23 protein-coding genes and 3 pseudogenes are annotated in these 26,078 nt (G+C 65.5%); 10 read left to right on the forward strand and 16 right to left on the reverse strand.

What is annotated here, in order from left to right; all coding sequences use genetic code 11:
- The 5 genes from EJC77_RS11195 to EJC77_RS11215 all read left to right on the forward strand — a co-directional run bounded on the left by EJC77_RS11195 (position 1) and on the right by EJC77_RS11215 (position 5,226).
- On the forward strand, positions 1-1,719 hold the full coding sequence (locus EJC77_RS11195; protein ID WP_205787173.1) for a hypothetical protein: 1,719 nt from the start codon (positions 1-3) through the stop codon (positions 1,717-1,719).
- Entirely contained in the window at positions 1,716-2,708 is a 993-nt protein-coding gene (locus EJC77_RS11200) for a membrane dipeptidase (protein WP_125612628.1), read from the forward strand. Before EJC77_RS11195 ends, EJC77_RS11200 begins: the two co-directional genes overlap by 4 nt.
- Entirely contained in the window at positions 2,701-3,420 is a 720-nt protein-coding gene (locus tag EJC77_RS11205; RefSeq protein ID WP_125612630.1) for a hypothetical protein, read from the forward strand. Before EJC77_RS11200 ends, EJC77_RS11205 begins: the two co-directional genes overlap by 8 nt.
- Positions 3,417-3,797, forward strand: a complete 381-nt coding sequence (locus tag EJC77_RS11210) for a RidA family protein (protein ID WP_125612632.1) — start codon at positions 3,417-3,419, stop codon at positions 3,795-3,797. Before EJC77_RS11205 ends, EJC77_RS11210 begins: the two co-directional genes overlap by 4 nt.
- A gap of 100 nt (positions 3,798-3,897) precedes the next feature.
- Positions 3,898-5,226, forward strand: a complete 1,329-nt coding sequence (locus tag EJC77_RS11215; protein WP_205787175.1) for an MFS transporter — start codon at positions 3,898-3,900, stop codon at positions 5,224-5,226.
- A gap of 318 nt (positions 5,227-5,544) precedes the next feature.
- Here EJC77_RS11215 and EJC77_RS21080 read toward each other — a convergent pair.
- The 7 genes and pseudogenes from EJC77_RS21080 to EJC77_RS11245 all read right to left on the reverse strand — a co-directional run.
- A pseudogene (locus EJC77_RS21080) lies at positions 5,545-5,736 on the reverse strand (NADP-dependent oxidoreductase); the annotation flags it as partial.
- A 274-nt stretch (positions 5,737-6,010) separates the two neighbouring features.
- Positions 6,011-6,706: pseudogene (locus EJC77_RS21085) on the reverse strand (AAA family ATPase); the annotation flags it as partial.
- On the reverse strand, positions 6,707-7,138 hold the full coding sequence (locus tag EJC77_RS11225; protein ID WP_125612638.1) for a MarR family transcriptional regulator: 432 nt from the start codon (positions 7,136-7,138) through the stop codon (positions 6,707-6,709). It lies immediately after the preceding pseudogene.
- Between the two features lie 325 nt (positions 7,139-7,463).
- Positions 7,464-8,315 (reverse strand): nucleotidyl transferase AbiEii/AbiGii toxin family protein, encoded by an 852-nt coding sequence (locus EJC77_RS11230; RefSeq protein ID WP_240630138.1) that lies wholly within the window; start codon positions 8,313-8,315, stop codon positions 7,464-7,466.
- Positions 8,316-8,365: 50 nt separating this feature from the next.
- Entirely contained in the window at positions 8,366-8,944 is a 579-nt protein-coding gene (locus EJC77_RS11235) for a type IV toxin-antitoxin system AbiEi family antitoxin domain-containing protein (RefSeq protein ID WP_240630142.1), read from the reverse strand.
- Between the two features lie 370 nt (positions 8,945-9,314).
- On the reverse strand, positions 9,315-10,319 hold the full coding sequence (locus EJC77_RS11240) for an NADP-dependent oxidoreductase (RefSeq protein WP_125612644.1): 1,005 nt from the start codon (positions 10,317-10,319) through the stop codon (positions 9,315-9,317).
- Positions 10,320-10,336: 17 nt separating this feature from the next.
- Complete coding sequence (locus EJC77_RS11245; RefSeq protein ID WP_125612646.1) at positions 10,337-10,720, reverse strand: DUF1304 domain-containing protein; 384 nt, start codon at positions 10,718-10,720, stop codon at positions 10,337-10,339.
- A 932-nt stretch (positions 10,721-11,652) separates the two neighbouring features.
- On the opposite strand from EJC77_RS11245, the gene EJC77_RS11255 reads away from it, so the two are divergent.
- Complete coding sequence (locus EJC77_RS11255) at positions 11,653-12,642, forward strand: Abi family protein (RefSeq protein ID WP_125612647.1); 990 nt, start codon at positions 11,653-11,655, stop codon at positions 12,640-12,642.
- Positions 12,643-12,692: 50 nt separating this feature from the next.
- Here EJC77_RS11255 and EJC77_RS11260 read toward each other — a convergent pair whose 3' ends face one another.
- Genes EJC77_RS11260 through EJC77_RS11275 form a run of 4 tightly spaced genes read right to left on the reverse strand, consistent with a single transcriptional unit; the run spans position 12,693 to position 16,646 of the window.
- Entirely contained in the window at positions 12,693-13,520 is an 828-nt protein-coding gene (locus EJC77_RS11260; protein WP_125612649.1) for an enoyl-CoA hydratase/isomerase family protein, read from the reverse strand.
- A 3-nt stretch (positions 13,521-13,523) separates the two neighbouring features.
- Positions 13,524-15,083 (reverse strand): AMP-binding protein, encoded by a 1,560-nt coding sequence (locus EJC77_RS11265; RefSeq protein ID WP_125612651.1) that lies wholly within the window; start codon positions 15,081-15,083, stop codon positions 13,524-13,526.
- Between the two features lie 2 nt (positions 15,084-15,085).
- Positions 15,086-15,637: an OsmC family protein gene (locus EJC77_RS11270; RefSeq protein ID WP_125612653.1), complete on the reverse strand. Its 552-nt coding sequence runs from the start codon at positions 15,635-15,637 to the stop codon at positions 15,086-15,088.
- Between the two features lie 37 nt (positions 15,638-15,674).
- Positions 15,675-16,646 carry a zinc-binding dehydrogenase gene (locus tag EJC77_RS11275; RefSeq protein ID WP_125612655.1) on the reverse strand — a complete coding sequence of 324 codons (972 nt, stop codon included), beginning with the start codon at positions 16,644-16,646 and terminating at the stop codon, positions 15,675-15,677.
- A gap of 218 nt (positions 16,647-16,864) precedes the next feature.
- Here EJC77_RS11275 and EJC77_RS11280 point away from each other — a divergent pair, with 218 nt between their 5' ends.
- The gene (locus EJC77_RS11280; protein WP_125612657.1) at positions 16,865-17,749 is read left to right on the forward strand and encodes a LysR family transcriptional regulator; all 885 of its coding nucleotides are present in this window, start codon (positions 16,865-16,867) and stop codon (positions 17,747-17,749) included.
- Between the two features lie 90 nt (positions 17,750-17,839).
- Here the strand turns inward: EJC77_RS11280 and EJC77_RS11285 are convergent, their stop codons facing one another.
- The 3 genes from EJC77_RS11285 to EJC77_RS21090 form a co-directional block, all read right to left on the reverse strand.
- Positions 17,840-19,282, reverse strand: coding sequence for an aspartate aminotransferase family protein (locus EJC77_RS11285; protein ID WP_125612659.1), 1,443 nt, complete (start codon positions 19,280-19,282; stop codon positions 17,840-17,842).
- A gap of 74 nt (positions 19,283-19,356) precedes the next feature.
- Complete coding sequence (locus EJC77_RS11290; protein WP_240630145.1) at positions 19,357-20,415, reverse strand: APC family permease; 1,059 nt, start codon at positions 20,413-20,415, stop codon at positions 19,357-19,359.
- Positions 20,412-20,762 carry an APC family permease gene (locus tag EJC77_RS21090; protein ID WP_240630148.1) on the reverse strand — a complete coding sequence of 117 codons (351 nt, stop codon included), beginning with the start codon at positions 20,760-20,762 and terminating at the stop codon, positions 20,412-20,414. Before EJC77_RS21090 ends, EJC77_RS11290 begins: the two co-directional genes overlap by 4 nt.
- A gap of 300 nt (positions 20,763-21,062) precedes the next feature.
- Between EJC77_RS21090 and EJC77_RS11295 the strand changes: the two genes are divergently transcribed.
- The 3 genes and pseudogenes from EJC77_RS11295 (at position 21,063) to EJC77_RS11305 (ending at position 23,583) form a co-directional block, all read left to right on the forward strand.
- Positions 21,063-22,430, forward strand: coding sequence for an NAD-dependent succinate-semialdehyde dehydrogenase (locus tag EJC77_RS11295; RefSeq protein ID WP_338069473.1), 1,368 nt, complete (start codon positions 21,063-21,065; stop codon positions 22,428-22,430).
- A gap of 37 nt (positions 22,431-22,467) precedes the next feature.
- Positions 22,468-23,130 carry a helix-turn-helix domain-containing protein gene (locus EJC77_RS11300; RefSeq protein ID WP_205787177.1) on the forward strand — a complete coding sequence of 221 codons (663 nt, stop codon included), beginning with the start codon at positions 22,468-22,470 and terminating at the stop codon, positions 23,128-23,130.
- Positions 23,131-23,192: 62 nt separating this feature from the next.
- Positions 23,193-23,583: pseudogene (locus tag EJC77_RS11305) on the forward strand (hypothetical protein).
- A gap of 876 nt (positions 23,584-24,459) precedes the next feature.
- Here EJC77_RS11305 and EJC77_RS11310 read toward each other — a convergent pair.
- Together EJC77_RS11310 and EJC77_RS11315 are read right to left on the reverse strand one after the other, a co-directional pair.
- A complete protein-coding gene (locus EJC77_RS11310) occupies positions 24,460-25,029 on the reverse strand; it encodes a hypothetical protein (protein ID WP_125612661.1) in 570 nt (189 codons plus the stop codon).
- Positions 25,026-25,547: an ImmA/IrrE family metallo-endopeptidase gene (locus EJC77_RS11315; RefSeq protein WP_125612663.1), complete on the reverse strand. Its 522-nt coding sequence runs from the start codon at positions 25,545-25,547 to the stop codon at positions 25,026-25,028. The genes EJC77_RS11310 and EJC77_RS11315 overlap by 4 nt, the downstream gene beginning before the upstream one ends.
- Positions 25,548-26,078 lie beyond the last annotated feature (531 nt).

A 26,078-nucleotide genomic window follows, 5' to 3' on the forward strand; every position in this document is an offset into this window, starting at 1 on the left:
ATGACTCTTCAGGACGAACAAACCATGTGTGAACTCCGGTCCCCCGAGGAAGTGCTCTCCGGGACCGACATGAACGGCGCCTGGGGCACCCGCCACAGTTTTGCACGCACGATGCTCCGCCGGGCAGCCGCACATCGTTGGACCGTTGCCAGGACACGCCTGGATCTCGATGCGCAGGGCCGGGGCACCGCCGTGTACACCGTTAACGCCGAGGGCCGCGAACTGAACTTCATCGCCTTCTGCCGGACTCTGGAGGAAAGCGAACGCACCGACCGGGTCATCGCAAACGCCTGGGACATCACCGCCGCCCTCGTGGACGGCGAACTCACCCCGGAGCGCGAAGCTGACCTTCGCCGTAACGTCCCGGTCCAGGAGCGCGGCCGCGTGGATCCGGAAACGATCATCATGACCCGGGCCAACCGCAGCGCACGCTTTTTCGACTATGTCAGCGACTGCCTGTCCACGGGATCCCAGCCCGACGTCGGTAAGATCGGACCCAGCCCTTACCTGATTCGCAGCACCGCGTTCTACGGCAACGGCAAATTCGGGCTCAAGGAACTCGCCAACATCCCGGCAGGTCATCCGCTGTCCGTCCCCTACCGTTCCCAGATGCTCGCGGCCTGGCTGCTGCGCGAACTCAGCATGGACATGGTTGAGCACGTCGCCCGGGCCAAAGCCGCGGCAGCCGGTACCATCGCCGTACCCCTGGACGGGGGCTGGGGCAGATACTTCGGTTTGGGCAACGCCACCGGCCTGGGGATGGTCCCCTTTGTCATCAATCACCCCGACTATCTCGACGCCTGGTGCCGGCTCCGGGAGATTCCCCTCGCCGCAGGGCTCACCCCCCGCTACGCACCCGACCACCCGGACCTGGGCCGCGTCGCTGAACTCCTTGTCAAGGCAGACCGGCATCTGGCAGAAAAGAACGGGCTCAAGACAGTCCCGTTCCTGCCGACGGAACTGATCAGGCCCCAACTTCAGCAGCTGCTGGGAGAGCTCCAGTCCTTCATGGTCTCCGGGCAGGAGCCTGCTCCCGTGCTGGCGCGGATGCATGAACGAGCGGCCGGTCTCAGCCCGGAAGTTCGCGGCATCTTTGCCTCCATCGTCATCGAGCTCCGAGCCGACTTCGATGAAGAGGCTGAGGCCCTGCTCACCATGACGGACTCCACACCGTTCGACCCCGCCATGCGCTGCCATGAACTGCAGCACCTTTTGGACCAGAACTACGGCTGGGCCCGAAGCTATGACTTCGCCGTGCCGGAGCGCGCCAGCTACTACTGGTACTCGTCCGCGGCCAACGAAGAACCCCGGCGGGCACTGCGAACAGATCGGGCCGCCGGCACGGTTGAGCACTGCACCGACGTAGCACGCCGAATCAACGCCCTCGCCGTCGATTTGGAACGGTTCCCGTCACACCTCAGCGTGGCTGATTTCCTCCTTGCCCACCCTGACCACCGGTTTGCCGCCGGGCGGATCCAACAGACCCAGCCCCTCTTTTACGGTGAAGTTCGGGACAACCTCCTCGACGCCGAGTTCCTGCCCCTGAGCACCCAGCGCTTCCAGCTGGCCACTTACGGCATGAACAACTTCAGCCCCCAATCAACGGACTGGGTTCGGGTCACCCTGTTCAGCGGTGCACCACGCGTCGCAGACATCAACCACGGAACCGACGACGACGACTGGCTGTTCCCCGTGGCACCGGAAGGGTCGGAGCAATGAGCTTGCACCAGCACGCAACCATCGTCGACGGGCTCCAGATCAGCAATTGGAGCCGGCCGGTCCTGGAGGAACTGCGCACGGGGGGTGTCAGCGCCGTCAACGCCACCTGTGCCGTCTGGGAAAACGCCAACGACACGATACGGTCCATCGGCCAATGGCTTGAACTGGCCAACCGCAATCCGGACCTGGTGTTCCTCGCCACCCATGGCTCCGACATCGAAGTCGCCAAGCGGCAAAACAAGATCGCGGTCTTTCTCGGATTCCAGAACGGCAGTCCCTTTGAAGACGACTACCGGTATGTGGAAGTCTTCCACCGCCTCGGCGTACGCATAGCGCAACTGACCTACAACAACCAGAACCTCATCGGCGGCGGATGCTTCGAATCCACGGATGCCGGGCTGACCCGGTACGGCCGGGTGGTGGTGGAAGAAATGAACCGGGTAGGGATGCTCATTGACCTCTCCCACGTCGGCTACCGGACGAGTCGCGACGCCATCGAGGCCTCGTCCGTGCCCGTAGCGATCACCCACTCCAATCCGCTCTGGTTCTTCGACACCCCCAGGAACAAACCCCACGACGTGATCCAACCGCTCGTGGACCGCGGTGGCGTCATCGGATGCTGCCTCTACCCCACCGTCAGCGGCGGCGAACATGTCACCGTCGACGGCTTCTGCACCATGGTCTCGCGCATGGTGGATCAGTACGGGCCGGCACACATCGGCATCGGCAGCGACTGCACCCGCGGTTGGGGTCAGGAATTCGTCGGCTGGCTCCGCAATGGCCGCTGGCAACCCACCGACGCCCAAAATTCGCCGACTTGGCCCACCTGGCCGAACTGGTTCACCGGGCCCCAGGATTTTCCCCGGCTCACCGACGGGCTCGTCGCCGCGGGCCTCAATGATGACAGCGTCGTCGCCGTCCTGGGCGGAAACTGGAGCCGCCTGTTCGCCGAGGTCATGGACAACACGAAGGAGCTCGCTCATGTCTGACACCATCACCGTGCTCGACGACGCCCACAGCGTCCGAAGCGCCGCCCTCACATCCGTCCAGCCACGGGAAATCACGGAGTCGGCCTTTCGGGCCCTCTCCGCCGCGGGGGCAGACCCTGCCGAGGCCCAGGAGGGTGCCCTGGCCGTGCTGCGCGCCGAAGCCGACACGCAGGACGGACTCGCCCTCCTGGAGCAGCTACTCGATGCGGACTGGGCACAGCCGATGCACCGCGCCAGTGCCAAGTCCACGTCATGGGCCGGCGTCACTGTCCGCGAGGTCTGCTGCCCGGGGCAACCGGGGCTGAGGACAGCGCTCCAGCTGATGGACCTGGCTGCCGACGGACCGGCCGCCGAAGTGCGAGTTGCGCGCACCACGGCCCCGGGCATCCCGCGCAAGCTTTGGAACGACCTACTCCTCCGTCGAACAGCCAGCCTGCAACGCATCATCGCAATCACCACGACCAACGGCACCGAATACCTGACCGTTCGGAACGGTGCTGTCTGCTCCACCAATGAAATACCCTCCGAAGCCATCGCCGCGTTGCTGCTCCCACGGGCAACCGGGCCCGAAACAGTCGTGATCGTCGTTCCGGGGACCACCGGGCTGGCTCCGCAAGACATCCGCATCCCTGCGAAACCCCTGAAAGTGCGTGAAGACGAATGGCGTCGGATGTATCAGTTGTCCCGGAAGTACCTGGCGACGGACCAATGAGCACCATCGTCCGCACCCAGTTCTCCGACGGCAACCCCCGCCCCTACTCGGCCTCGGCCGCCATGAACGGCCTGGTTTTCCTCTGTGGCCAGGTTCCCACCCGCCCCGACGGCTCGTGCCCTGCGGACATTGCAGGCCAAGTCGCGCAGGCCTTCGACAATCTGGAGCAGGCCCTGGTGGCCGCGCAATCAGATTTGTCCAGCCTCCTCAAACTCACGGTCTACCTCGCGGACCTGGACGAGTTTGAGGACTACAACGCCGCTTACCTCACCCGGCTCAGCGGCCGCCCCCTGCCTCCCCGGACCACCGTGCAGGTTGCACGCTTCCGGGGCGAGAAACGCATCGAGATCGATGCCGTCGCAGCCGTAACAGCGTAACCGGACAACGGTCACGGATCTGTTGGGTTACCACCGTCGTTTTCCCCTTGTTCAGATCGGAACCATCATGCTCTCCCAGGCACCCGCCCCCGCCTCCCAAGTGACAATCGATTCAGCCCCGCTTAACTCGTTCCACAAACGCCTGACCCTCTTCAGTTCCGGTGGCCCCTTCCTTGATGGCTACATCCTGGCGATCATTGGCATCGCACTGGTCCAGATCATTCCCAGCTGGAAGATGAATGACTGGTGGACCGGACTCATTGGTGCATCCGCGCTGATCGGCGTCTTCCTGGGCGGCCTGATTTTCGGAAACATCACCGACAAAATCGGCCGCAAACTGATGTACACCATCGATCTGGTCGCGATCATCGTCCTCTCGGTCGCCCAGTTCTTTGTCAACGAGCCCTGGCAGCTGTTCGTCCTGCGGCTGCTCATCGGCGTCGCCGTCGGGGCCGACTACCCGATCGCCACCGCCCTGGTCGCCGAATTCGTCCCCGCGAACTGGCGGGCCCGCCTCCTGGGCGGCCTGAACGCCATGTGGTTCGTCGGGGCCACCGTCGCGGCCTTCGTTGGATACTGGCTGCTTTCCCTCGAGGACGGATGGCGCTGGATGCTGCTGTCCTCGGCAGTGCCGGCCGTACTGATCCTCATTGCCCGCGCCACCATCCCGGAATCCCCGCACTGGCTCGTCGGCAAGGGACGCCATCAGGAGGCCCTGGAAATCCTGCGCAAAACCATCGGCGAGGGAGCCACACTCGACGGGATCACCGCACATGACCCCAACGCAGGCCAACTGAGCACCAAGAAAGCCTTCAGGCTGGTCCTGACCGGCGGATATTTGCACCGGGTCGTCTTCATCTCCATCTTCTGGACCTGCACCATCGTGACCTTGTTCTCCATCTACGCCTTCGGACCCCAGATACTGGCCCTTTTCAACCTCCAATCCGGCGCGGAAGCCAATATCGGCTATGGCCTGATCAACCTGTTCTTCCTCGTTGGCAACATCGTTGCCCTCCTGGTCGTGGACAAGCTCGGCCGCCGTCCGGTCCTCATTTGGGGATTCGTCCTCTCCGGCGTGGGGCTCATGTTCCTGGCCGTCTTCCCGAACGCACCCCTGGCCTTGATCGCCCTCGCGTTCGCCTTCTACGCCATCTTCAATGGCGGGCCCTCCATCCTGGAATGGATTTACCCCAACGAGCTGTTCCCCACGACGGTTCGTGCCACCGCGGTGGGCCTGTGCACCGGAACCAGCCGCATCGGCGCCGCCATCGGTACCTTCGCGACGCCCCTGGCACTGACCCACCTGGGACTCTCGGGGACCATGTGGATCGCCGCCGGCATCGCACTGGTCGGGGCCGGCGCAAGCTACTTCATGGCCCCCGAAACCAAGGGTCAAAAACTCGAAGAAGCTGCCTCACTCCACGCCTAGGATCCCCCGGATACCGACGTGGCGTGGGTGGGGTGGCCTCCCGGGAGGCCACCCCACCCACGCCACGTCGGACCAGCAAGCCCGGTCGGCCGGGGCAGTGCGGGCCATCCAGCGAAATGCGCACACAGGCGCCCAGGAGGCTACCGCAACAGGGTGGCCAAAGTGATAGATCCGGTGTCCCAATCGGCCTTGCGCCGGGGCTTGGCACGTACGACGGCGGAACTCACCTCGCGCGCGACTGCCCGCCGCCCCCGGGTGATTGAGCTTGTCGAAATCCAGCCCGTCGAGCCCCGGTGATTGAGCTTGTCGAAATCACCGTCAGATCCGCACCACCATCTTCCCCGTGTTGTCCCCGTGCATCATGGACAAGAACGCATCCACGGCATGCTCGATCCCGTCCACCACGGTCTCGTCGTAGGCGATCTTGCCCTCGGCGATCGCCCCACACAAGGCGACGCGGCCGCCGTCGTTCATCACCGACAACGCGGCCTGCAGGTGGTCCCCGCCGACTGGCACCTGTTCGCGGTTCACGGTGCGTCGGCCCGACGATCCTTTGCGTCGCCATCTGTCTGAAGCCGCCCCGGAACGTCGTCTTTGAGGTATCCCGGGCGGAATCGCGGTACTCCCCGACCAGACGACGGTATCGACGCTCGTCACCGATGTCCGGTCCGGCGCAAACAACCAGCTCAATGGAGTCGAAACCCGAAGCGCCCGGGCTGTTGAAAAAATCGACGGCATTCCGGTTGCAGATGCTGTATCTCCCGTCCGCGTCGTAGATCGATGCGATGGCCTCGCGGGGCGTGAACCGGCCACCACCGTTGGCGACCCCGTTGATTGCAGCAACACGTCCGTCCGCCCAACGGGTGTAGACGTGGTCCATCGCCGTAGCACGGTCCACTTCGACGTCCAGCAGGGTGACGTCGCCGTAGTCATGGGCCTCAAGCAGTTGAAGATAGCGCGCGGGGAGTCCAGTCCATGAAAGCGTCCCTTCGATCACGACATTCTCGCGCGCCTCCAGGCAGCGTTCGATCAAACGATCTGCCAGGAAGACGCTCTCGTTGTGCACCAAAGTTGACAGTTCGTTGATCATGAGGGGGTGCCCATCCACAAGCGTCCGTGACAACACAGACGCGAAGATGCCATCTCTAGTGGCCGCGTCCAGCAACGTCACCTTTATCGCGTCTGCATCGATTACCCGCCACCCCGGCCCATCGAGACTCAGGTTCTGTACAAACGTCGACTTCCCGGCGCCGGGCGGTCCGGCGGTCACGACCACGGCCGCCAATCCACCGGTTTCCACATTGCCGGCACCCTCTGCCAGGATTTCGTCCAGGAGTCGACGCTGAAAACGAAGCCGGTCAAGGCTAACGGGTTTCTGGGGGTCGAACGTGGCCAGCGCGGAGTACCGGTGCAATTCCGCCCCGGGCGCGGTCAGTTGGTCCAGTTCCGCGGCCACCTGCCGAAGGACCGGGTTGTCCATCTATGCAGCCGTCGGATGGACGGCCTGCACGATCTCTTGGTAGTCCTCTAGGTCGATCAGGTCCCTCTGGACGGCATCGGTGATGTCATCCCAGCTTCCGCCGGTCAGGGCGCCGAGAGGGTTTGCCGGTTCGGCGTCACTGGAGAACGTGTACGGCCAGCCCTTCAGGGTCTGCATCATCTCCTCATGACCGATCCTCTCGGCGTGGAAGTCGAGTATCACCTCCCGGGGCGTGCGGTCGAGGAGAGCTGGGAAGTTTTCAATCCTACGCAGAATGCGATGGACTTCCGGCTGGGAAATGGACAAGTACCGGGCGATTTCCATCTGGGTCAGCCCTTGCCTTCGGGCCTCGCTACAGACACGCAGCTGATCGATCCGGTTCAGCTCGCGATCAGCGAATATGCGGGCGAGCTCATCTTGGATGGTTTGCACGGGACCTCCTCGCTGGGCCAATATACGAAGTGTATAGACATCACGTTACGCCAAGCGGATGCGGTCGGACAGCGCGCATGACGCGCGAGCCCGCCGAGACCCGGTGATTGAGCTTGTCGAAATCACCAGGTCTCGCTCCCCAGCGGCTCCCACTGCTCGCAAGCTCGACCACCGTCAGACCCGCACCACCATCCATGACCACCCGTGTGGCATGGCAGCGCAAGCATGCGTCCTTCGTGCTTGAAGTACGAAGGACGCAGTGGTTGCTGGACCATCCCGATTATCACGGCCCGACGAAGCCGCGGGGACCACTTGGCCGAGCGGATCAGAGGGGTGGGATCCAGGCCTTCCGCTCGCACGACCACACGAAGCCGTCTGCACTGCCGCCGAGCACGGGATCGGCAAATACGATGCACCGGTCGATCAGTTCTTGGAATCGCTCCGGTGTCGCCATTTCGAGCCGTTGCTTGCGTCGCCACGTCATCCACTTGGACTGCGCATGCTCGGCCATGCCGCTGAGGACGACTGCAAGTGGACCCGTGGGGACGCGACGAAATGCGGCAACCTTCTCAATGGCCACTGCGACGTCCTCCTGCCTCACGCTTCGCGCGTCAGTGATGGCGACAATGTCTACAAAGTCGCGCCAACGCGTGTTCTGATCGCCCCGGTCGATGGCCGTGACGATCTTCTCAGCCAACACCATATGGTCGGGATAGCCTCGTATTCGCAAGGTGCCGCCGAGGAGCAGCGGTAGCTCGGTGTCGACGGCCGCGGGCCAGATCGGGTCGCCGAAGTTCACGTCAACATGCAGGGCGATTCGGGCAGTAGCCAAAGCTGGCGTCAGCTTGACTCGCACGCCGGAGTATGCGTCTTCGTCACGGGTCACGGCCCCGGAGACCGAGTCGGGGTCGAAAATGAGGCCGTCCCCGTGGTCGAGCGCAGCGAAGGCCTTCACCCGCCGTACGACATCCTCGACATCATGGGGGAACCCGGATGCTGCGAGGTCGATATCCCTGGTTGGTCGGCGCCCGGCGAACGCGGCCATCAGGACACCACCCTTGAGGACGAAGTCCGCCGAGTCGTCCGAGTCAGCGAGCCGGGCGAGGAAACCTTCAAGCGCATACAGCGTGATGTAATCGACGGGATCGCGACCGTCGCGCTTGGCAAGGTTGCGCAAGTCGTTGTACGCCCGCCCGGCCAGCGTCTCGTGGGTGGGTCCAGACGGGGTTACAGCAGCACCTCCAAAGCGTGGCGGAGCCGTGGGAGCGCCTTGGGGAATGAAGCTGCGACTTGCAATAACGACGACGGCGAGTTCCCCCTCTGTGCAACCCATCGGCGCAGGGCGGTGTGTGCCACGTCGCTGCCCTCTAGATGCATGAGGCGGAAGCAGTCGACAATGGTCCGCTCGGCCGAATAGACCGCTAGCTCCAGATCCGGCCCGGCAGCCATCGGCGTTCGCCCCACCTCGAAGGTCGCCTCGTCGAAGCTGTGCCAGGCGACATGCTCGAACCCAGCAGGGTGGCGAGTACCACGCGGCAGAGCAATGTCAGCACCGAATGGAATGGCGTCACTGAGGTCATGGTAGACCAGCGCGCTGGTCAGGCACATGGTCGCCGCAGGTTGCATGGCGGTGGCCGCGGCCAACGATGTAGTGGTGGGATCGATCATCCCAGGCTGAACGTATACGCCACGCCCCACACGCTCAATCTCGCCGGAGGCGACCATGCGGTAGACCCGATCCTTTCGCAGGCCGAGCGCGCGGGCGTCTTCGAGCGTGAAGACTGCAGTAGCTGCCAACGCAGTCACGTCAATTGCTCCTAACTGTATATAGGTAGATCATATCTGTTTACAGTTAGGACGGAAAGTACCCGCGGAACGACAGTCCCGGAAAAGAAACGCACCGCCACGAGTGGGAGGGAACGCCGACGGCGCCGGCGAGGACATTGTTGGCTGTAAGGACCGCGGGGCGAGACGCCCTCACGGTACTCGCCCTCCGAGGCGTCGGATCCAGTGTTCCTCTCCCCCAATCGACCCGGGAACGGCCATTGCCTCCGGTGATTGAGCTTGTCGAAATCCAGCCCGTCGAGACCCGGTGATTGAGCTTGTCGAAATCCAGCCCGTCGAAATCCGGCGATTGAGCCTCGAAATCACCAGGTCTCTACAAGCGCGACCACCCTCAGATCCGCACCACCATCTTCCCCGTGTTGCCCCCGTGCATCATGGACAGGAACGCGTCCACGGCGTGCTCGATCCCATCCACGACGGTCTCGTCGTAGGCGATCTTGCCCTCGGTGAACCAGCCGGTCATGAGCCGGTTGAACTCGGGGGCATGGCCCTGGTAGTTGCCGACCGTGAAGCCCTTGAGCGTCAGGCCCCGGGTGATCAGGTTCGCCATGTTATAGGGGCCGGGGGTCTTCTCGGTGGCGTTGTACCCGGCGATCGCCCCACACAAGGCGACCCGGCCGCCGTCGTTCATCACCGACAGCGCGGCCTGCAGGTGGTCCCCGCCCACGTTGTCGAAGAACACGTCGACGCCGCCGGGCGCCGCCGTGTGGAGTTGCCGGCGCACGGGGGCGGACTTGTAGTTGAAGGCGGCGTCGTAGCCGTACTTGCCGGTCAGCAGCGCCACCTTGTCGTCGGACCCGGCCGAGCCGATCACCCGGCCCGCCCCGAGCAGGCGGGCGATCTGGCCGGCCGCGGTGCCGACGGCCCCGGCCGCGCCGGAGACGAACACGGTGTCGCCGGCCTTGAGCCCGGCGATCGCCGTCAGGCCCACGTAGGCGGTGAGGCCGGTCATGCCGAGGACGCCCAGGTACAGCGAGAGCGGCACGCCGGGCAGTTCCGGGACGGCCCGGAAGCGGGCGGCGTCCTCCTGGACCACGTCGCGCCAGCCGAACTGGTGCAGGACGACGGCGCCGACGGGCAGGTCGGCGCTGGTGGATTCGACCACGCGCCCGATCGCGCCGCCGGTCATGGTCGCGCCTAGCGCGTACGGCGGGGCGTAGCTCCTGGCGTCGCTCATGCGCCCGCGCATGTAGGGGTCGACGGAGATGAACTCGTTGGCCACGCGGACCTGCCCGGGTTCAAGGTCGCCGTACTCGACCTGCACCGTGGCGAAATCCGCGGGGGTGGGCCAGCCGGCGGGGCGGGCGGCGAGCTGGATCTGGGTGCTGGTGGTCATGGATTCCTCCGGAATGGTTACAGGCCGATGGCCAGGGCGATGATGCCCAGCAGCGGCGGGACGAGTTGCGTGAGCGCGGCGGACGCCTTCGACGGCGCGGACAGCAGCAGGACCAGGCCAGCGGCGACCATCGATCCGGCGCCGGTGAAGACGAGCGTGGCGCCGATGGCAGTGTGACTCAAGGCGAAGAAGACGATGCCGAGGGCGATCGCGACGGCCAGGAACAGGTTGTAGAAACCCTGGTTGAACGCCATCTGCTTCGTGGCCTCGGCCTGGTCGCGGCTGGCGAGTCCGAAGATGGCCCGCGTCTTGTCGCTCGTCCAGGCCACGGACTCCAGGTAGAAGATGTAGACGTGGATCAGTGCCGCGATGCCGGCGAGCACGAGTCCGGCGATGACCATTTTGGTGGCCCTTCTGCGTGTTTTGGACTGATCAGTCCACTATCCACTGGATCGGTCGGTACGCAAAGGGGGCGGTGGTCGAGCTTGTCGAGGCCCCCCGGTGATTGAGCCCGTCGAAATCGTCACTCGCCGCCCGCCGGTGATTGAGCCTGTCGAAATCACCATGGCTTGACGCCCAAAGTACGACGACTGCCATGTATCGCTGTCCGCTCCCCAAACGCACGTGGCCACGCCCTCGTGCGAGCACCCCCTTGCCGGATAATTGACTCATGGCGTCCCGGGACAACATGCCGCTGGTGCCCGCATATTGGCAGCGGCGCGACGACAGGATCCTGCCGTTGTGGTGGGACCGCTTGTGCGCGGAATCGAACCCGCAGCAGGCNGCTGTTCACGGCGGACCGGCGCCGGCCGATCGCCCAGTGGCACAATCCGACGCTGGACGCGGCCCTGCTCGTCACCCACCGAGGCATCGCCTCCCACGCTCCAGGGCGGCCACCGAGTACCGACGCCTCGCGACGGCGTGCGGTCCCCTGCTCATCGCGGCCATGACCTTGGCCCGCATTGGCCGTGCGGGGACCGTGCGGACCCTCGACGCCGCCCTCGAACTCATCGGCCGCTGAGCGGCAGGACAATGACCGGGCATGGCACCCGGTCGGATCGTTGAGGGTGTTCGAAGTCCTTGATGAATCGGGGACGCTGCCGTACCCACACCCGTGTGATCCTTCGTTCCCACCCCCGATGGTCAATTCGTCTCGTCCGGCGCGGGGACTGACCCGCAGGGCCAGATCGATCCGCGGCAAGGGTCGTTGCCTCATAGCAATACCTCCGGGAAGTGAGGGATCGCCTGTGACCCAGAGGTGTGCTACCGTGGGGGCATCACGATCAGCCCGCTCGCCTCACGGCTCGGGCTGATTTTCTTTTGCGGGGGCAGGATGATTGAATACGCGAAGCCTTGGCTTTCGGTCGATGAACAGGTGGCTAAGCTCCAAAGCCGCGGTGTGGAGGTCGGTGAGCGCGCTCACGCTGCCGACCTCCTGCGAATGGTGGGGTACTACCGGCTCACCGGCTATCTCTACCCCTTCCGCAACTCGGAGTCGTATGAGGACGACGAGGGGCGATCGCAGATCCGAATCCTGAATGAGTACAGGCCGGGGACTTCGCTCGGTCATGCGGCAGAGGTGATCGACTTCGACCGAAAACTGCGCATGCTCGTCCTCGACGGTGTTGAGCGCATCGAGATCTCGATGCGCATGCAGATCGGTTACATCCTCGGGCGCGTCTCGCCGTTCGCGCACCGGCAAACCTCGACGTTCATCTCGTCTTTCACGGATCAGTACCCAGACCCTCAGTCCAACGTGATGACGAGCAAGCACGCAGAGTGGCTGAAGCGCGTGGACGCGCGTCGGGCGGACTCGGACGAAGCCTTCGTGGCTCACTTCCGTACCAAATATGACGACCAGATACCGATTTGGGCACTCACGGAGATCTTGGAAATGGGCCAGCTCGGTCGCCTGTACACCGGGCTGATCAACGCCCTCGCGACCGAGATTGCGCAGGCCTACGGCGCTCCCACCAAGAAGCTGATGACGAGCTGGATCTCCAGCCTCAACTACGTCCGGAACGTGGCGGCACACCATGCCCGACTCTTCAACCGAAAACTAGTGGCGGCACCGGGCAGGCCGAAGGAAGGCACCGTTCCCCTCCTTGACCACCTTCGGGACGAGACCACGCCCAAAGCCGTCTTCGGACTCTACAACGCGCTTGCCGTCATGGCCTACCTTTTGAGATCCATCGACAGGCACTCCGGCTGGCCGCAGAGAGTCGTGGAAGTTGTCCAAGGCTTTCCCGAGGAGCCAGGATTCACGGTCAGCACGCTGGGCATCCCCACGGGGTGGACAGAATTGGAGCTTTGGCACGGCTGAGCGCAACGCAAGGCCCGGGCCCCTCAAACCGGAACCCGGGCCGCAAACCCTCAGTCTTCGACGGCGGCGTAGCGTTCGTCACGCCAGGCCAGGGCGGCGCCCAGGCCTTTCCCGGCCACGAGCTCGGTGAATTCCCGGCGCTCCTCGGTGTAGGCCGAGTTCAGCACGGCCGCAATGTCGAGGTTGGCTTTGACCGCGTCGCGCAATCCCATGGCCTCGTAGGCCCGGTTGAGCGCCATCTTGGTGTAGCGCAGGATCGGCAGTGGCGTCAGGGCCACCTTGCGCGCCAGCTTCTGCACCGTGGCCTGCAGCTGGTCGGCCGGTACCACTTTGTTGACCAGGCCCAGGTCCAGGGCGGTCGGGGCGTCGATGATGTCGCCGGTGTAGAGCAGCTCGTTCGTCTTCTTTTGCCCGAGCACGAACGGCATGATCAACGTGACCGGTCCGGAGCCGAAACGGATCTCGGGTTCACCGAACTGCGCATCCTCGGTGGCGATCAGCATGTCGCAGGCCATCGCCAGCTCGCAGCCACCGGCCAGGCACCAGCCGGATACGGCGCCGATGACGGGCTTGGACAACTCCCAGACCTGCATGGTCAGGCCCACGTTGTTGCTCAGGCCGGCATGCCACTGCTCGGCCGTCGACACCCCGAGCTCAACCTCTTCGGCGATGTCGTAGCCGACGCTGAATGCCTTTTCAACGCCCTGCAGCACCACCACCTTCACGGTCGGGTCGGCTTCGGCGGCACTGAGGACGGCGGAGAGCTCGCCCATGACCGCCGTGGAGAGGGCATTGAGCTTCTTGGGCCGGTCGATGGTGATCCACGCGATGCCGTCGGCATCGTCGCGGGTGATGAATTCGTTGTCCGTGGTAGCCATTTCTTACACCGGTTCCTTTTCTGGGTTGGCGATTTTCCGTAGGGCTTTCTTGTCAATCTTTCCCACCGCGGTCGTCGGAAGACGCTCGACGACGACAATCCGGTCCGGGACCCACCAGCAGGGGAAGGTTCGCGCCAGGTAGTCGGAGAGCTCCGCCTCACCGGGTACGACGGCGTCTGCCGGGACTATGTAGGCGACGGGACGTTCCCCCCAGCGGGGGTGGGGGACGGGAACGACGACGGCGGAGGCCACCGCCGGGTGCCGACACAGGTGCTGCTCGAGTTCGGCGGAGACGATCCATTCGCCGCCGGACTTGATCAGGTCCTTCTCCCGGTCTCGCAGGGTGAGGTTCCCACCGGGATCGAGGGTGGCGATGTCCCCGGTCGCACACCAGGACTCGCCGGGAGCCCCGACGACGAACGGGCCACGGACCAGCAGCCGCCCGGGAGGCGCGGTTCCGGGGTCGGCGGCCTCGTCTTGGGCTGCGCCGTCGTCGATCGCCAGCTCGATCAGCGGGATCGGCCGGCCGGCCCGGCGATGCGGCAGCTCACGTTCGTATGCGCTGCAGGCCATGGTCTCGGTCATGCCCCAGGCGGTCGCCACGCCCGCGCCCAGGACGGTGCGGATGCTGCGGCAAAGGGACTCGGAGACCGGGCTCCCACCGGTGAGGACTTCCCGCAGCGCACGCGGTCGCGGCGCCGTCCCGGCGTCGACGGCGGCGCACACGTCATGCCACACGGTGGGAACGGCGGCCGCCACGGTGACCCGCTCCTCGTCCATGAGTGCGGCCACCCGCGCCGGGCCGAGGTCCGCGCCGGCCAGGACGAGGGAGGCCCCGGTCAGCGCGCAGGTCAGGGGCAGGCCCCATCCGTTGACGTGGAAGAAGGGGGCCAGCGGCAACACGCGGTCGCTGCGGCGGATCCCGGAGGCATCGACCGTGGCCTGGCTCAGGCTGTGCAACAAGGCCGCCCGGTGCGTCACCTCGTAGCTCTTCGGGCTTCCGGTGGTGCCACTGGTGTGGAAGATGAAGGCCGTGGCGTTTTCGTCGCCGGGCTCGTCCGGCAGCCGGCGGCCCAGGTGGCGCCGGACCAACGACTCATAGGACCAGGCACCATCCGGTGCGGCGTCTCCGGCGCCGATGACCGGCACCCCCTGGTCCCGTAGGCCGGCGACGAATCCGGCGACGTCGGCACCGACGGCGGGATGCTCCAGGACGCCTGAGCCCACCACGACGATGTCCGGGATGGGGCTGGCGCCGAGCCCGGCCAGGGTGGCTGCGCCCACGCGCAGGTTAAGGCTGTTGACCCGTGCCCCGATCAGCGGCACCGCGAACATCAGCTCCAGGTGTGGCTGGTCGTTCCAGCCCAGGACGGTCGCCGTGCCCCCGGGGCGCAGGCCGAGGTCCTCCCGAAGCCCCACGGCCAGCGCCTCGATGCGCTCGGTCAGCTCGCCGTAGGTGCAGCGGCTGGTGTGTGCCGCGTCCGGCCCGGCCGCGACGACGCCTGAGTCCGGATGCACGTTGCGCATCCGCCAGAGCAGATGGCACATGGTCAAGGCATACATGGCTAGTCCCGGACCAGCACGGTCTGTACGTCGACGGCACCGGCGAGCGTGTCCCGGATCGGCGAGCGCTCCTGGACGGCCCGGGTCAGGGCTGCCAGCTGGGCGTCCGTGGCGTTGGGGGACGTGGCGTGGACGTCGACCCGGATCCGGGAGATGCCGGGGCGGACCTCGTCATTGAGGTTCAGGAAGCCCTGCAGGTCGAGGTCGGCGGCCAGCTCGAGCCGCAGCGAGTCCAGTTCGATGCCCTCGGTTGCGGCCAGTGACGCGTAGGTGACGCTGTAGCAGCCAGCCAGCGCGTGCAGGATGTATTCGGCCGGGTTGGCGGCCTTGTCCGTGCCCAGCAGCGCCGCCGGCTCGTCGGACTCGAGCACATAGGTGCTCTGCCGTGACTCGACGACACTGCCGTTCTGGATCAGCTCGCCCGTCGTGGCCCGCTGGTGGCAGCCGCCGGTCCACTGCGAGTGGACGTTGAAGGACACTTGGGCCAGCTCGGGCTGGTTCTTCACGGCCTCGATGGTGGCGGACAGGGCGTCGGTGTCGATTCCGTTGGTCATGATTGTCTCCTCGTGGTGGGGTGGGTGATGGTGGTGGTTAGTGTTCGAACACGACCTTGCCGAACACTTCACCGTTGAGCATGCGCTCGAAGCCGTCCCGAGCCTTTTCTAGTGGGTACACGCTGTCGATCTGGGGCCGGAGCCCGGTCGCCACCAGGAACTGGCCCAGCCGCAGCAGCTCGTCGCGCGTGCCCATCGTGGAGCCGAGGATGCGCAGCTGGAGGAAGAAGACCCGGCTGAGTTCGGTGCTGGCGGCGGGGCCGCTGGTGGCTCCGCAGGTGACCAGGGCGCCGCCGGGCTTGAGCGCCTTGAGCGAGTGCTGCCAGGTGGCCTCCCCCACGCTGTCGAAGACGACGTCGACCCGTTCCGGCAGCCTGTCCCCCGGGGCGAAGCAGCGTTCGGCGCCCAGGCCCAGGGCCTTGGCCTGCTTCTCCTCGCTGCGGCTGGTGGCCCACACCCGGTACCCGGCGGCATTGGCCATGGCGATCAGGGCGGTGGCCACGCCACCGCCGGCCCCCTGGACCAGGATGGTGGAGCCGGGCGCCGCCGGGGCCACGGTGAACAGCATGCGGTAGGCCGTCAGCCACGATGTGGGCAGTGCGGCCGCCTGCACGAAGCTCAGGGCGGCAGGCTTCGGGACCAGATTGTACCGGGGGACCCAGATCTCATCCGCCATGGTCCCGTGGTATCGCTCGGAGAGCAGGGACCGCCGCGGATCCAGCGTCTCGTCCGCCTTCCAGTCCGAACCGGAGACGACGCCGTGGACGATGACCTCGTTGCCGTCGTCGTCGATCCCGGCTCCGTCGCCGCCGAGGATCATCGGCAGGCGTTCGGCTGGCAACCCCACGCCCTTCAGTGAAAAGAGGTCATGGTGGTTCAGGGCCGACGCCTTCAGCGTCACCCGCACGAAGTCCTCCGGCACGGGGTTGTTGTCGACGTCCAGGTCGCCGAGCACCAGGCCATCCAGGGGGTGCGTGGTGGAAAAGGATTCTACGTAGACTGCGCGCACGGCTAGCTCCTCTGTGGGGCCGGGGAATGGAATTCGGCAAGACACGATTCACCTAATGATTCTTAACCGGAAATCCATAAAGTCAGTTTGGGAAATGATGAATAGTGCGGTATTGATTCGTGCCTCTTGTGTCATTCAGTCTGCTGGCGCTTTCGTCCGCTTTCAATGCCCAGTCCCGCACAGGCGTGTGCAAAGATACACAGCATGGAGCATGAACCATGATCTCGGCGGACAACCTGTCCTTCTTCCTTGAAGTGGCCCGGCGGAACCGGCTGACCCTGGCCGGGCAGGCGCTGGGCGTGGACCACACCACGGTCGCCCGGCGGATTGCGAAACTGGAGTCGGATCTCGGCGCGCGCCTGTTCGACCGCAGCAGCCAGGGCTGGTTCCTCACCGGCGCCGGCGACCGGCTGCTGGTCCATGCGGAGGCGATTGAGGACGCGCTAGCCGCGGCCGGGAACATCGCCAAGCAGTCGGATGCCTCGCTCGCCGGCTCGGTCCGGATCGTCACCCCGGACGGCTTCGGTGCGTTTCTGCTCGCACCGGCCTTGGGGCCCATTCGGGAAAAACACCCCAACCTGACCCTGGAAATCATGACGGCGAGCCAGAAATCGTCATTCTCAACCCGCGAGTTCGATGTCGCCGTCGTTCTCCATGAGCCGGCGCAGCGCGCCGTGTGGACGGACACGTTGTTCCATTACACGCTGGCGCTTTACGCCTCGCGGGAATACCTGGAATCGCATGCGCCTATCCGCAGCGCGGAGGACCTGCACGACCACACGCTCATCTTCTACGTCGACGAGGCACTCGATTCGGACCCGCTGGGCATCATGGAGGAGATCCTGCCGGGCCACACGGCGGCGATCCAGATCAACAACATCGCCGGGCATTGGCGCGCCACGGCCGCGGGCCTGGGCATCGCGCCGCTGCCGCGCTACATCGGGGACCGCGACGCGAGCCTGGTGCGCGTGCTGCCGGACGAGGTCGAGGTGACCCGCACGTACTTCCTCGTCGTCCCGCGCGGCCTGCTGCGGCTGCCGCGGGTGCGTGCCGCCGTCGAACTTTTGCGCACGCTGGCCCGCGACCAGGCGGGCGCGGGCTGAGCGCCGTCGTCGGGCAGACGCCGTCGGGCCGGCACGACAGGGCGCAGGGCAGGGCGGCATCGGTGCCGCCCTGCCCTTCCGCGTCCGGGGTCAGGCGACGCTGTCCGCCGCCAGGACGTCCGCGCCGACCTCGGCGAGCACCTCGGCGACGCGGTCGACCAGCCAGTCGATCTCCTCGCGGCTGAGGACCAGCGGCGGGGAGAACTGGACGAGCGGCGTGCCGCCTTGGTCCACGGCCGCGCGGCACAGGATGCCGGCGGCCAACAGCGCCGGGGTCAGCCGCTCCGCGACGAACTCGTCGGCGGGCACGGGGCCGGACCAGCTGCGGCCGGTCTTGCTGGTGACCAGCTCGAGCGAGTAGTGGTATCCGGCCCCGCGGACGTCGCCGACGAGCGGGAGCGCGGCCAGCTCGTCGAGCCGGGCCCGGAAGTGCGCTTCGTTGCGGCGCACGTTGCCCAGTACGTCCTCGCGCTCCATGATGGCCAGGTTGGCCAGGCCTGCGGCGCAGGCGGCGGGGTGGCCGCCGTAGGTCAGGCCGTGCAGGTACATCTTCGACGGGCCGGCCAGGACCGTGTCCACCACCTCGTTGGTGGCGATCATGCCGCCAAGGGGAACGTAGGCGGAGCCGATGCCCTTGGCGAAGGTGATGATGTCCGGCCGGAGGCCGAAGCGGGTGGAGGCAAACCACTCCCCGAGCCGGCCGAAGCCTGTGATGACCTCGTCGGCCACCAGCAGGATGCCGTACTTGTCGCAGATTTCCCGCAGGCCTTCGCAGTACCCGCGCGGCGGCGTCAGCGACCCGCCGGCGTTCTGCAGGGGCTCGACGAAGATGCCGGCCACCGTGTCGGCGCCCTCCTGGAGGATGAGCGCCTCCATCTCCTCCAGCAGGTAGGCCGTGAATTGCTCCTCGGTTTCGGCCTCGGGGCGCGTGTACCGCTTGGTGTTCGAAACATGGCGCGCCCCGTGCATGAGCGGCTCGAAGGCCTTCCTGAAGTTGGTCATGCCGTTGATGGACAGGGCGGCATAGGACGTGCCGTGGTAGGACACCCGCCGGGCCAGGAACTTCATCCGCGTTCCCTCGCCGCGGGCCTGGTGGTACTGGCGGATCAGCTTGATGGCGGCCTCGTTGCTTTCGCCCCCGCCGGAGGTGAAGAAGACCCGCTCCAGCCCGTCCGGGGCCAGCTCGGCGACCTTGGCGGCGAGCTTGATTGCCGGAGGATGCGCATACCCCCAGTTGGTGTAGTAGGGCAGCTCGGACATCTGCGCCTTGACGGCCTCGCCGACCTCCTCGCCGTGGCTGTAGCCGATCTGCACGCAGAAGAGACCGGCCAGGCCGTCGAGGTAGCGGTTGCCCGCCTCGTCCTCGAGCCAGCAGCCGTCGCCCTTGACCATGACGGTGGGAGGCCGGTCCTCGTAGGCGCGGGCCCCGGTGAAGTGCATCAGCAGGTGCCGCTGGGCGAGTCGCTGCAGGTCGGAGGCTTCCGATGGGGCCTGATCCGGGGCGCCGGCGGCGGTGTGGGTTTGGGTTGACATGGTGGTTCCTTTCCTCAAGTGTCGTGCGATTGCATCCGGGACCCGGCGAATCGCCGTTCCGGTGCGGTCTTCCGTCAGGCGACGGGCACTGTGGCTTCCTGCTGTCCGTCCGGCTCCAAGTCCTCGTTGAACGTGATCTCCGGGAGTCGGCGTCGGAACATGCGGGTCAGGGACAGCAGCCAGACCAGGCCCAGGCCCACCCAGATGAACCCGACGGTGAACGTGAGCCCGTTGAGGTTGCTCCACAGCCACAGCGTGAGGGCGACGCCGCAGCCGGGGAGGACGGCGAACCTGACGATGTCCCGCGGCCTCCTCAGGCCCTTGTCGATGACGTAGTGCTTGATGACAGACAGGTTGACGAAGGTGAAGGCGGTCAACGCGCCGAAGCTGATCACGGCCGCCGCCGTGGTGCCGTCGACGAACAGGGCGGTCAGGCCGAAGGCCCCGGAAATGAGGGTGGCGTTCACCGGGGTGCTGAAGCGGGCGTTCATCTTGCCGAACACGCGCTTGGGCAGCGCGGCGTCGCGGCCCATGGCGTACAGGATGCGGGAAACACTCGCCTGCGACGCGATGGCACAGGCGAAGAGCCCGGCGCAGTATGCAGCCGTGAAGAACACGGCCAGCCAGTTGCCGCCCGCGTGCGTCATGACCTCGATCGTGGCCGCGTCCACGTTGTTGAACGTGTAGCCGGGAAAGACCATCTGGGCGGTGTAGGAGATCATGATGTAGAGTCCGCCGCCGATCAGCGTGCACAAGATGATGGCCCGTGGAATCCTCACCCGCGGGTTGTCGGTCTCCTCCGCCAGGGTGGACACCGCGTCGAAGCCGAGGAAGGACAGGCACAGCAGCGCCGACCCGGCGAGCACGCCGGCAACGGGCATGTCCGGGGAAAAGAACGGCGCGGTGAGCGAGGGGACGGCCTGGCCTGACATCGTCCGGACCGAGGCCAGGATGAAAACGGCGACGAACACGATCTGGACGCCCACCATGATCAGGTTCATCTTGGCCACCATCTTGATGCCCAGCACATTCAAGGCGGTCACCAGCACGACGGCGCCGACGATCCAGACTGCGACGGGCACGTCGGGCGCGTACTGCTGCAGGTAGATGCCCAGGAACAGGTAGCAGATCATGGGGAGCAGGATGTAGTCCAGCAGCAGCGCCCAGCCGACCAGGAAACTGGTGTTGCCCCGAATGAGCGCCGCACGTAGGCGTAGGTCGACCCTGAATGCGGGTGTGCCTTGACCATGGCCCCGTAGCTGAAGGCGGTGAACATCATCGCCGCCAGGGTGACGACATAGGCCGCGGGGACATGGCCCTTACTCAACACGCTGACGTATCCGAAGGTGGTGAACACGGTGAGCGGCACCATGTAGGCCAGGCCGAAGAGGACCAGGGCCGGCAGGCCGAGGACCCGCTTGTAGGTCCCGGATTGCAGTGTCCGGGGCAAGGCATGCGTGGGGAAACTGGGTGTTTTCAAGGTCGTACCACTCTCTCTGGGGGTCCGCCGTGCGGCTCGGGAATCCCTGTCGACCGAGCAAGCACCAATTCCACTTTGGTGGATTGTTTCCACCGATATTGCGACCCGGGGCGGCGGCTTGTCAATGGCCGCCGGCCTCCCGGAGCGGTGCGTTTGTGCACATGCCTGTGCCTTTTTGAGCATTGCCTGTGGTGGCGATGCCGCCCAAACTTGGACCCCAGGGCATCACCGCGCCGCCCGCGCCGCGGGCTGAGACGGCCGTGGACCTTCCCGCCCCCACCAAGAATCAGGATGTGATCAATGATGTACCAGGTGTTGAATCCGGCCACCGGAGCGCTCATCGAGGAATTCCCGACGGCGACGGACGCCCAGGTCATGGACGCGGTCGCCCGCTCACATGAGGCGTACTTGTCGTGGCGCGGGACATCGATCGAGGACCGCGTGCTCGTGGCCAAGCGGGCTGCGGCGCTCTTCCGGGAGCGCACCGACGAGCTGGCGGCGATCATCACGCAGGAAATGGGCAAGCGGATCGAGGAGAGCCGGGGCGAGCTGCAGATCGTCTGCGACATTTTCACCTACTACGCCGAGAACGGCCCGTCGCTGATGGCCGATGAGCCGCTGGCGATCGAGGGCGGGGCGGCCGTGATCCAGAAGCGCCCGCTGGGCGCGCTGATCGGCATCATGCCGTGGAACTATCCCTATTACCAGGTGGCGCGGTTCGCGGCCCCGAACCTGATCCTGGGGAACACGATCCTGCTCAAGCATGCCCGCAACTGTCCGCGCTCGGCCGCTGCCATCGAGCGGCTGCTGCACGACGCCGGTGTGCCCCGGGACGCCTACATCAACCTGTACGCGACCGGCGACCAGATCGCCGCGATGCTGGCCGACGACCGGATCCAGGGAGTCTCGCTGACCGGCAGCGAACGCGCCGGCGCGGCCGTGGCGGCCGTCGCCGGCACGAACCTCAAGAAGTGCGTGCTGGAACTGGGTGGCTCGGACCCGTTGATCGTCCTGGATGCGGCCGACCTTGACAAGACGGTCGACGACGCCGTGCGCGCCCGGATGGGCAACTGCGGGCAGGCCTGCAACGCGCCCAAGCGGATGATCGTGCTCGGCGGGCTGTACGACGCGTTCGTGTCGAAGCTGGCCGGCCGCATGGCCGAGTTCGTCCCGGGCGACCCGGCCGATCCGCGCACGACGCTGGCTCCGTTGTCGTCGCAGGCCGCGGCAGACGAGCTGGTGGAACAAATCAGGGACGCGGTCGAGCAGGGAGCATCGCTGCTGGTTGGCGGCCACCGAATCGACGGTCCGGGGGCCTATGTGCAGCCCGCCGTGCTCACCGGAGTGACGGAGGAGATGCGCGCCCACCGGGAGGAACTCTTCGGGCCGGCCGTCGTCGTCTACCGCGCCGACAGCGAGGACGAGGCCGTCGCACTGGCGAATGACTCCGTCTACGGTCTCGGCGCCAGCGTGTTCAGCGCGGATCCCGACCGGGCCCGGCGGGTCGGCGACCGGCTGGACGCCGGGATGGTATCCATCAACGCGGCTGGCGGATCACAGGCGGACCTGCCGTTCGGCGGGATCAAGCGCTCGGGCATCGGCCGCGAGCTGGGCCCGTTGGGCATGGAGGAGTTCATGAACAAGCGGGTGGTTCGCATTCCGTCCTAATCCTGGAGTCGCGTCCAGCGTGGCTAGAGTGGGGGGCATGACCGACCATCCGAACGTTGCGCCCCGCCCGGTCCCGCCGCGCCGGTTGTCCATGATCGAACTCGGCAGCCGGGTCCGGGCGGAGCGCCAACGCCTGGGACTGACCCTGGAAGAACTTTCGGCCCGAAGCGGCTCCAGCCGCAGCATGCTCTCCGCGATCGAACGCGGGGACAAGGTCCCCACCGTGCTCACCCTCGACCAGATCGCCAACGCCCTGGGTGTGAGCGTGTCACGCCTGATGGCCAATGAGACGGCCAGCCGGGTCGCCGTGCTGCGCCGGGATGAGCAGAAGGTCGTCGAGAACCGTCACAGCCCAGAGGGTAGCCCCGGTTTCCGGCGCCGCGTCACGTCGCCGGTGCTGGAGGGTGTCGAGTTCGAAATGGGCCGCCTGGAGATGGACGCGGGCGTCGACGCCGGTTCCTATTCGCCCCACGCGTCCGGTTGGTCCGAGTACGTGGTGGTGGAGAAGGGCGCGTTGGAGGTCGGGCTCGACGGGGTGGCACATCGGTTGGACGAAGGGGATTCGCTCTATTTCGCCTCGGATTGCGAGCACGCGTATAGAAACGTCGGCGACGGCCCGTGCATTGCCTACATCGTGATGACCGGCGGTCAGCGGCCGGTCATGCGGCCCGCCACCGTTGACCACGGCAGGGGCGTCTGACCGAATTGGGTATCTGAGACGATCCCCTCGTCCACGGGGCGCCCTTGCCGGATAATTGACTCATGGCGTCCCGGGACAACATGCCGCTGGTCCCCGCATATTGGCAGCGGCGCGACGACAGGATCCTGCCGTTGTGGTGGGACCGCTTGTGCGCGGAATCGAACCCGCAGCAGGCNCCTGTTCACGGCGGACCGGCGCCGGCCGATCGCCCAGTGGCACAATCCGGCACTGGACGCTGCGTTGCTCGTGGCGCCGGAGTCCAGCCCGGAGTGGCCGGTGCAGCGGTTCGGGATCTTCTACGCCCCGCCCGGGCGCGGGTTCGTCCAGGTGCACTCGAACCCGCACATCTGGCACCCGCTGACGCCGCTGGAGTCGCCCACGGAGGAGGAGGCGTTCACGGACGCCGTGGCCGCGGCCGAGGCGTTCTTGCAGGTGGAGATGGGGTTCCTGTAGCGAGACACGGTAGCGGATGTACCGCCTCGCCATGGCCCGGAGGGATGCCACGCAGATTCCGCTGATCCAGACCGACGCGTTCGCCGACGTGCCGTTCGAAGGCAACCCGGCGGCTGTCAGACCACTGCAGGCGTGGCTGCCCACCAAGACCCTGCAGCGGTGGCCGCGGAGCCCACCCTGTTGCAGCCAGAGTTCACCGTGCCGGCGATCCCGGCCGATGTTCCTGCCCCGGAGCACGATGCCATGGCCTACCAGCCGCGGTGGTTCATGCCGACAATTGAGGTGGATCTGTACTGTCCGGGGCACGCGGCACTGACCAAGCCGCCGACTCCGTCCTCAACTCCACGAACGCAGTCGCCTCACTCGCGCGCGAAATGACGACGACTGGCAGACTCGATGTGCGCCGCGTAATCGTCACGGCACCCGGCACCGGTATCGGTACCGAGTACGCCTTCGTCTCCGGCTGGGTCGATGCGAAGGCGCGCCCTCGGAGATCCGATCACCGGCTCCACGCCCTGACAGATCGCCGCGTTCTGCGCGCAGCACCTCAGTAAGGATGACCTGTTCGGCCGTCCGATATCCGCCCGGGACGGGCATTTCAGTGACGCGGGCACACTATGACCGGACGTTGATCACCCGGGGCGCCCTCCGGCCTACAGAGGGTACGCGTTGCGTTGGGTGAGCGTAGGACGGCCGCCAAGTACCGGACCACACATCAGAAGCAGTCGTGGAAAACTGCCGACAGCGAGGTTGAACACTCGTTCATGCCGCAAGAGAGTACTCCGCACACGGCGACGAGAGTTCCAAAACCCGGCACTCATCCGTAAATCGAGGTTTATCCATGCAGTATCCTGGCCAGCGCCGTAGCGGCATAAACTATAGGAAAAGAGCCTTGAAGACAATCGCGAAGCCCAATAAGACTAAGCCATAAGTGGTAACTAGCTTCAGCGCGTGGTCGTTGTCGAGGGCCCTCCGATAAATCTTATCATCGGCCTGAACGAGAGCCTCCACGCGCTCGCTTTCGCCGAGATCAGGAAATCGCTTGTTGGCTACGTGCCGGAAGTAGTCGAAAAATACGGTCCGATTGATGAACGAGTGGACGATGCTGAATCCGTTTTCGGATTTCAATTCCCCATTTTTACGGGCACCCAAGGGGTCAAACTGGTCCGCGGAACCGAGCCTGGATATCGGGGTTGCGTCAGCGCGCGCATGCTGGAGGATTCGCTCGGCCTCCTCAGTTTGCAGCCGATCCGATGCATTTCCAGCGGCCGTGGCCGCCATAGATTTCGAAGGAGGTTGTGGCTGCTCCCGAAAATCGCCCGACTGCGGTAGCTCCGCGATGCCTCGCGGGGAAGCGGCAACTTCGGACTGCGGAAGGCCCTGCAAAGCCGCCAAGTCAGCTTCGGACAGCCGCTCCTGTTCCTTTTCCTGCTCTCCTACGCTCATGAAAGGCCGAGGTGCATCTTCCTCAGTGACATCGCCTGTACAGAGACATTGAACTTAGAGGCCATTGCGTATACGTTCATTCCTTTCGTGTGGAACTTCTCTACTACTTCTTTAGGCATGAGCAACGCCCCTGCGAAATGGTTTGCAAAAACTTCGATCGGCTTGCCGTGGTCCCTGCCGGAACGAACGTCAATCTCGGCATACTCGCTGTCGTCCGCAGTGGTCCGACTGCTGCGTTCGATGTAGTGGCCGATTTCGTGGGCGCAGGTGAACCGCATCCGCACCGGCGCCTGATCAACGTCCAGGTAGATCTTGGCTTCGGAAGGCGTGCCGCTGATCATACCGTAGACCTCGTCACCGAGCTGAGCGGTGTAAACCTCTACACCCATGTCCAAGGCTATCTTCACCGGGTCAATCGGAAGCTTGCCATCCCAGAAAGAGTCGAGCACTCCCTGAGCGTTATCGTCAGCACTCCGGCGGATGTCGGTGAACGGCATATGGTCATATGCAGTTGCCATGCCCCCTCCTTACCATATGCGTCCAGCGGTCGGCGGGTTATCCACAGACGGCGACTTCTATAAGTGTACTTAGCGTGCGAGACAGTCCCAAGCAGGCGGCTCAGTGTGTCGAAGTTATCCACAGGGCTGTCGTTCGGCTTGAATATCAGCATTTGACATTACCATGCCGGAACCTCCTGACTGGGCGGATCAGCAGCAGTAACTCACGACCGCTAACAGGCGCGCATAGATCCGCACGGCCAATGTGATCGCCGGCCAGGCGTCACTTCGGGGCGGTACACTGCGCTGCCGCGTCCAATGAGACCGGACGCCGCTCACCGCCTCCTTTCACAATTACGCGGAGGGCATGGCCACAACGAGGTGAGTGCGGTAGCCAAGAGTTGACAGGGTGACCCCGCGTCAGGCCGTGTAGGGCCGATCATCCCCGAGCGATTGCTTAGGCAGCCTCGACCATGAGGGTTATTCAGAACGTTTGTCGGTAGAATTCCAGTCCGATGACGGCTGCGATGGTGTCCGCGAAGGTGTTGTAGG

Origin of the sequence: Specibacter cremeus (assembly GCF_003946885.1) — a bacterium.
Taxonomy (GTDB): Bacteria; Actinomycetota; Actinomycetes; order Actinomycetales; family Micrococcaceae; genus Specibacter; species Specibacter cremeus.

Excerpts from the sequence above, each read along its gene's own strand:
- EJC77_RS11195 (WP_205787173.1), top strand. The coding sequence starts at position 1 with ATGACTCTTCAGGACGAACAAACCATGTGTGAACTCCGGTCCCCCGAG.
- EJC77_RS11200 (WP_125612628.1), top strand. The coding sequence starts at position 1,716 with ATGAGCTTGCACCAGCACGCAACCATCGTCGACGGGCTCCAGATCAGC.
- EJC77_RS11205 (WP_125612630.1), top strand. The coding sequence starts at position 2,701 with ATGTCTGACACCATCACCGTGCTCGACGACGCCCACAGCGTCCGAAGC.
- EJC77_RS11210 (WP_125612632.1), top strand. The coding sequence starts at position 3,417 with ATGAGCACCATCGTCCGCACCCAGTTCTCCGACGGCAACCCCCGCCCC.
- EJC77_RS11240 (WP_125612644.1), bottom strand. The coding sequence starts at position 10,319 with ATGACCACCAGCACCCAGATCCAGCTCGCCGCCCGCCCCGCCGGCTGG.
- EJC77_RS11245 (WP_125612646.1), bottom strand. The coding sequence starts at position 10,720 with ATGGTCATCGCCGGACTCGTGCTCGCCGGCATCGCGGCACTGATCCAC.
- EJC77_RS11255 (WP_125612647.1), top strand. The coding sequence starts at position 11,653 with ATGATTGAATACGCGAAGCCTTGGCTTTCGGTCGATGAACAGGTGGCT.
- EJC77_RS11260 (WP_125612649.1), bottom strand. The coding sequence starts at position 13,520 with ATGGCTACCACGGACAACGAATTCATCACCCGCGACGATGCCGACGGC.
- EJC77_RS11265 (WP_125612651.1), bottom strand. The coding sequence starts at position 15,083 with ATGTATGCCTTGACCATGTGCCATCTGCTCTGGCGGATGCGCAACGTG.
- EJC77_RS11270 (WP_125612653.1), bottom strand. The coding sequence starts at position 15,637 with ATGACCAACGGAATCGACACCGACGCCCTGTCCGCCACCATCGAGGCC.
- EJC77_RS11280 (WP_125612657.1), top strand. The coding sequence starts at position 16,865 with ATGATCTCGGCGGACAACCTGTCCTTCTTCCTTGAAGTGGCCCGGCGG.
- EJC77_RS11285 (WP_125612659.1), bottom strand. The coding sequence starts at position 19,282 with ATGTCAACCCAAACCCACACCGCCGCCGGCGCCCCGGATCAGGCCCCA.
- EJC77_RS11290 (WP_240630145.1), bottom strand. The coding sequence starts at position 20,415 with ATGATCTGCTACCTGTTCCTGGGCATCTACCTGCAGCAGTACGCGCCC.
- EJC77_RS11295 (WP_338069473.1), top strand. The coding sequence starts at position 21,063 with ATGATGTACCAGGTGTTGAATCCGGCCACCGGAGCGCTCATCGAGGAA.
- EJC77_RS11300 (WP_205787177.1), top strand. The coding sequence starts at position 22,468 with ATGACCGACCATCCGAACGTTGCGCCCCGCCCGGTCCCGCCGCGCCGG.
- EJC77_RS11310 (WP_125612661.1), bottom strand. The coding sequence starts at position 25,029 with ATGAGCGTAGGAGAGCAGGAAAAGGAACAGGAGCGGCTGTCCGAAGCT.
- EJC77_RS11315 (WP_125612663.1), bottom strand. The coding sequence starts at position 25,547 with ATGGCAACTGCATATGACCATATGCCGTTCACCGACATCCGCCGGAGT.